This window comes from Streptomyces durbertensis, assembly GCF_014156695.1.
Lineage (GTDB): Bacteria > Actinomycetota > Actinomycetes > Streptomycetales > Streptomycetaceae > Streptomyces > Streptomyces durbertensis.
The window spans coordinates 1-4,969 of sequence record NZ_WMLF01000406.1 but is presented as its reverse complement, the minus strand read 5'-3'; the positions used below and the strand labels follow the sequence as shown (position 1 = coordinate 4,969).

Below are 4,969 nucleotides of genomic sequence, written 5' to 3'. Positions count from 1 at the left end.
GGCTCGAAGTCCCGGCCGCCGGAGGGCACTCCCAGGTGCCGCTTCCCGTCCGCGTCCTCGAAGTGCCAGCGGAACGGGACGCCCCGCGCGGTGGTGGGGTCGGCGCCGTCCATGAGCTGGAAGTGCAGGTGGGGGTCGGAGGAGTTGCCGGAGTTCCCGCACTCGGCCAGCACCTGCCCGGCCCTGACCCGGTCGCCCACCGCGACCCGCGGCGAACCCCGCCGCAGGTGCGCGAGGAGCGCGTACACGCCGTCCCCCAGGTCAAGCACCACGTGGTTGCCCAGCATGTGCCGCGGCCGGCCGAGATCGCGGACGAATCCCTCCAGCACGAGATAGACCACTCCGAGCCCGGACATCCTGGTGAGGTGGTCCCGCTGCCCGTCGTGCACCGCCACCACCACGCCGTCGGCGGGCGCGAGCATCGGACGCCCGAAGGTCGGGAAGGACTCGGGCCGCCGGACGACCGGCCACAGCGCGTCGAAGCGCCGCCCGGGCCGGCCCCCGGGCTCGTAGGTGACGTCGATGGCGTAGGTCTGCGCCATCGAGTGAATGCCGTGGCTGGGCACCTTGTCGGCCGGGCTGTTGACCGCCCGCCAGGTTCCCTCGAAGGGCGCGCGCACCGCGACGACCGGTTCGCGGCCGGTCGGCCGCTGCGCACCGGACCTGGTGCGCTGAAGCACCAGCCCCACCAGCAGGAGCGCGACGCTGGTCAGGTACACCACGCCGATGCCCTGTCGCAGCGTCACCGAGGCCACGATGCCCAGCGCCCCCACACCGATCATCGGTCCGTACCACCTGCGAAGTGCCACCAGCACGCCGCTCGCCCCCTTGTCGTCAGCCGTCCACGTTCGTTCAGTGCGGTCACGTAACGCTACGGGAAGCCCTCGCTGGGCCGACCGTCCGGACTGCCAGCAGTGCGCGGCCACTCAGCGGTTGAGGCCGTGGAGCAGCAACTCCGCGAGGTGCGCGTACGCCTCAGCGTCGCTCAGCCCGGTGGCGGCGGCCACCTGCCGGCGCTGGATGCGGACCATCGCCGACGCGATCACGTCCGCGGCGAACGCCACGTGCACCTCGCGGAAGGCGCCGGCAGCCGTCCCCTCCTCGATGAGTTCCTGGACACGGCGGGCGGCCGCGCGCGTGTTGCGGTCGTACACCTCGGCCGCGGGCTCGAAGGCCGCGAGGTCGTCGAAGAACCGGGGCGACGCGGGCGCCAGCTCGGCCGCGACCGCGCGCAGATAGGCGGCGAGCCGCGCGGCCGGGTCGGTCTCGGCCGCCAGCGCGGCCTCCACGCGGCCCGTGGCGCGGCGGAAGAAGTGCACCACCGCGGCGCGGACCAGCTGCTCCTTGCTGTCGGCGAGACCGTAGAGGGTGCGTTTGGAGCAGCGGAGCCTGGCGGCGAGATCGTCCAGCGTGAACTGCGCAAAACCCTCGCTGATCAACAGGGTGACCAGCTCTTCGAACAGCTCGGTCCGCCGGGCGGCGCCGCGCCCGGCAGGCCGTGGGATGTCGGCGGCTGAGGTCTCGATCACCCGAGTCAGTATTCCAGCCCGCCCTGAGCTATGCTAAGTGGTACTCACGTACCAGTTTGAGTACCACTTGGAGCCGCGACATGGCCGTCGACCGCCTGCTGCCCACACCCGAGGCAGCGGACCTCCTGGACCTGACCCGCGAGATCGCCGACAAGGAGCTCGCGCCCCGGGCCGCCGAACACGAGGCCGCCGGGACGTACCCCGAGGGCCTGTTCGCCACGCTGGGCCACGCCGGCCTGCTGGGCCTGGCGTACCCGGAGGAGTACGGCGGCGGTGGCCAGCCCTACGAGGTGTGGCTGCAGGTGCTGGAGGAGTTGGCGGCCCGTTGGGCCGCCGTCGCCGTCGCCGCCAGCGTGCACACCCTGGCCTGCCACCCCCTCAGCGCCTTCGGCACCGAGGCACAGAAGGAGCGCTGGCTGCCCGACATGCTCTCCGGCGGCCTCGTCGGCGGCTACAGCCTTTCCGAGCCCCAGGCCGGCTCCGACGCCGCGGCCCTGAAGTGCAAGGCGGAGCGCACGGACGAGGGCTACCGGATCACCGGCACCAAGGCGTGGATCACGCACGGCGGCAAGGCGGACTTCTACGCGCTCTTCGCCCGCACCGCCCCGGGCAGCCGCGGCGTCTCCTGCTTCCTCGCCCCCGGCGCGACCGAGGGCCTGTCGTTCGGCGCGCCCGAGCGGAAGATGGGCCTCCAGGCCGTACCCACCACCAGCGCCTACTGGGACGGCGCGATACTCGACGCCGACCGGCGCATAGGCGAGGAGGGCCAGGGCCTCCAGATCGCGTTCAGCGCACTCGACCGCGGCCGCCTCGGCATAGCCGCCTGCGCCACCGGCCTCGCCCAGGCGGCCCTCGACGCCGCTGTCGACTACGCGCAGCAGCGCAGCACGTTCGGCCGGCGCATCATCGACCACCAGGGCCTCGGCTTCATGCTCGCCGACATGGCAGCGGCCGTCGACGCCGCCCGCGCCACCTACCTGGACGCCGCCCGCCGCAGCGACGCCGGCCGCCCCTTCAGCCGGCAGGCCAGCGTGGCCAAGCTCATCGCCACCGACGCCGCCATGAAGGTCACCACCGACGCCGTGCAGGTGCTCGGCGGCTACGGGTACACGATGGACTTCCCGGTCGAGCGGTACATGCGCGAGGCGAAGATCATGCAGATCTTCGAGGGCACCAACCAGATCCAGCGACTGGTGATCAGCCGCTCCCTCGCCGCCTGACCAGGGGCTTCGGCGGCCGGTACGTCAGGAACCGACCGGCTTGGCGTAGTCGCCGGAGCCCGCCCAGTCGAGCATGACGCACGGTTCGTCGCCGACGACCCACGCATCGTGCCCGGGGGCGACCTCCACGAGCTCACCAGGACCGATCTCGGCCGACTCCCCGTCGTCCATGACAATCTTCATGCGGCCGCTCTGTACGTATCCGACGTGTTGCGCCTCGCAACTGTCGGTTCCCGCGATGGGCTTGACGTGCTTGGACCACTGCCAGCCCGGTTCGAAGACCGCGAGGCCCACCGGCCCGTGTCCCGTCTCCAGCAGTGCCAGCTCGCCCTTGTGCGCTTCGAAGGGACGTGTCTCGTCCGCCGACTTGAAGGACTTGTGAAGAATCCCGGTCATGATGAAGCCTCCCGGAGAAGAGGAAACGGCGTCCCCGAGACCTCCTTCCACGCTATACCCGGGGCATCAGGACACGCACGGGCCGGGCACAGGCCCTCGCGGGAGGGTACTGAATACCCTTGCTCAAGGGACCTGAATGCTAGTTTGGGGTCATGAGCGAGGCCAGAGACCCCCTTCCCGGCGTGACGCCGGCCCAGCCGAAGCCGCCCATGCGGGAGGCCCTGGTCGACGCGGCCTTCGAACTCTTCCTCGCGCGCGGCTACGAGCAGACGACGATCGACGACATCGTCTCCCTCGCGGGCGTCGGCCGACGCTCGTTCTTCCGGTACTTCCCTTCCAAGGAGGACGTGGTCTTCCCCGACCACGAACGCTGCCTGGCGGACATGACGGAGTTCCTGGCCGCCAGCGCAGACACCGACGACCCGGTCGCCCGCGTCTGCGACGCCGCCCGCCTGGTGCTGCGCATGTACGCCGAGAAGCCGGCGTTCTCCGTGCAGCGCTACGGGCTGACCCGGCAGGTCCCCGGCCTGCGCACCTACGAGGTCTCCGTCGTCTGGAAGTACGAGCGCACGCTGGCCGAGTACCTGCGCGTCCGGTTCGCCGACCGACCGGACGGCAAGCTGCGGGCGAACGTCCTCGCCGCGTCGGTCGTGGCCGCCCACAACCACGCCCTGCGGGACTGGCTGCGCGCGGGCGGCAAGGGCGACCCCACGGAAGCGGTCGACCGGGCCCTGTCCTTCGTCCGGCAGACCTGGAGTCCGGAAGCCGACGGCCCGGGCGGCGGCCAGACGGCCGGCGAGTCGGAGGACGTCGTCGTGGTGATCACCAAACGGTCCACCCCGATGTGGCGGGTGGTCCGCGAGGTCGAGTCCAGCCTCGGCGAAAACTGAACCCGCTTTCCACCGCCACGCTCGGCGAAGCCACACGATCGTGCCCCACCGAAACACAACGGCCGGTCGGCGGCCGCAAGGCCACCGACCGGCCGTCACCGGTTCGGGTGAAGCGATCAGCCCTTGCGGGTCTTGACCTCTTCGGTGAGCTGGGGCACGACCTCGAACAGGTCGCCGACCACGCCGTAGTCGACCAGCTCGAAGATCGGCGCCTCCGCGTCCTTGTTGACCGCGACGATCGTCTTCGAGGTCTGCATCCCCGCCCGGTGCTGGATCGCACCCGAGATACCCGCCGCGACGTACAGCTGCGGCGAGACGGTCTTACCCGTCTGACCCACCTGCGAGGTGTGCGGATACCAGCCCGCGTCCACCGCCGCCCGCGACGCACCCACCGCCGCACCGAGAGAGTCCGCCAGCTCCTCGATCACACGGAAGTTCTCCGCACCGTTCACACCCCGACCACCGGAGACCACGATCGCCGCCTCCGTCAGCTCCGGACGACCGCTGGACGCCCGCGCCTCCCGCGAGACCACCCGCGTCCCCCGCGCCAACTCACCGAACTCCACCGCAAGCTCCTCCACCGCACCCGCCGCGGGAGCCGCCTCCGGGGCCGCCGAGTTCGGCTTCACCGTGATCACCGGCACCCCACGCGTCACCCGCGACCGCGTCGTGAACCCCGCCGCGAACACCGACTGCGACACCACCGGCCCCTCATCCCCGGCCTCGACGTCCACCGCGTCCGTGACCAGACCCGAACCGATCCGCACCGCCACCCGCGCCGCGACCTCCTTCCCCTCCGCGGAGGAGGACACCAACACCGCCGCCGGCGAAACCGCCGCCACCGCCGCCTGCACCGCGTCCACCTTCGGCACCACCGAGAACTCACCGAACTCCGGCGCATCCACGGCCAGCACCCTCACCGCACCATGCTCAC

The 4,969-nt window shown here is 71.4% G+C and carries 6 protein-coding genes; 2 read left to right on the top strand and 4 right to left on the bottom strand.

Going from position 1 to position 4,969, the window contains the following annotated elements; genetic code table 11:
* A partial coding sequence (locus GL263_RS21450) for a M23 family metallopeptidase (RefSeq protein ID WP_182857377.1) occupies positions 1 to 782 on the bottom strand: 782 nt, incomplete at its 3' end.
* 144 nt (positions 783 to 926) lie between these two features.
* A complete protein-coding gene (locus tag GL263_RS21445) occupies positions 927 to 1,529 on the bottom strand; it encodes a TetR/AcrR family transcriptional regulator (protein ID WP_182857376.1) in 603 nt (200 codons plus the stop codon).
* Between the two features lie 80 nt (positions 1,530 to 1,609).
* Here GL263_RS21445 and GL263_RS21440 point away from each other — a divergent pair, with 80 nt between their 5' ends.
* Positions 1,610 to 2,749, top strand: coding sequence for an acyl-CoA dehydrogenase family protein (locus GL263_RS21440; protein WP_182857375.1), 1,140 nt, complete (start codon positions 1,610 to 1,612; stop codon positions 2,747 to 2,749).
* Between the two features lie 24 nt (positions 2,750 to 2,773).
* Here the strand turns inward: GL263_RS21440 and GL263_RS21435 are convergent, their stop codons facing one another.
* Positions 2,774 to 3,145: a cupin domain-containing protein gene (locus tag GL263_RS21435; protein ID WP_182857374.1), complete on the bottom strand. Its 372-nt coding sequence runs from the start codon at positions 3,143 to 3,145 to the stop codon at positions 2,774 to 2,776.
* Between the two features lie 152 nt (positions 3,146 to 3,297).
* On the opposite strand from GL263_RS21435, the gene GL263_RS21430 reads away from it, so the two are divergent.
* Positions 3,298 to 4,035 carry a TetR/AcrR family transcriptional regulator gene (locus tag GL263_RS21430; protein WP_228456720.1) on the top strand — a complete coding sequence of 246 codons (738 nt, stop codon included), beginning with the start codon at positions 3,298 to 3,300 and terminating at the stop codon, positions 4,033 to 4,035.
* Between the two features lie 116 nt (positions 4,036 to 4,151).
* Here the strand turns inward: GL263_RS21430 and GL263_RS21425 are convergent.
* A partial coding sequence (locus GL263_RS21425; protein ID WP_182857373.1) for an electron transfer flavoprotein subunit alpha/FixB family protein occupies positions 4,152 to 4,969 on the bottom strand: 818 nt, incomplete at its 5' end.

Coding starts and splice junctions, on each gene's coding strand:
- GL263_RS21440 (WP_182857375.1), top strand. CDS start 1,610: ATGGCCGTCGACCGCCTGCTGCCCACACCCGAGGCAGCGGACCTCCTG.
- GL263_RS21435 (WP_182857374.1), bottom strand. CDS start 3,145: ATGACCGGGATTCTTCACAAGTCCTTCAAGTCGGCGGACGAGACACGT.
- GL263_RS21430 (WP_228456720.1), top strand. CDS start 3,298: ATGAGCGAGGCCAGAGACCCCCTTCCCGGCGTGACGCCGGCCCAGCCG.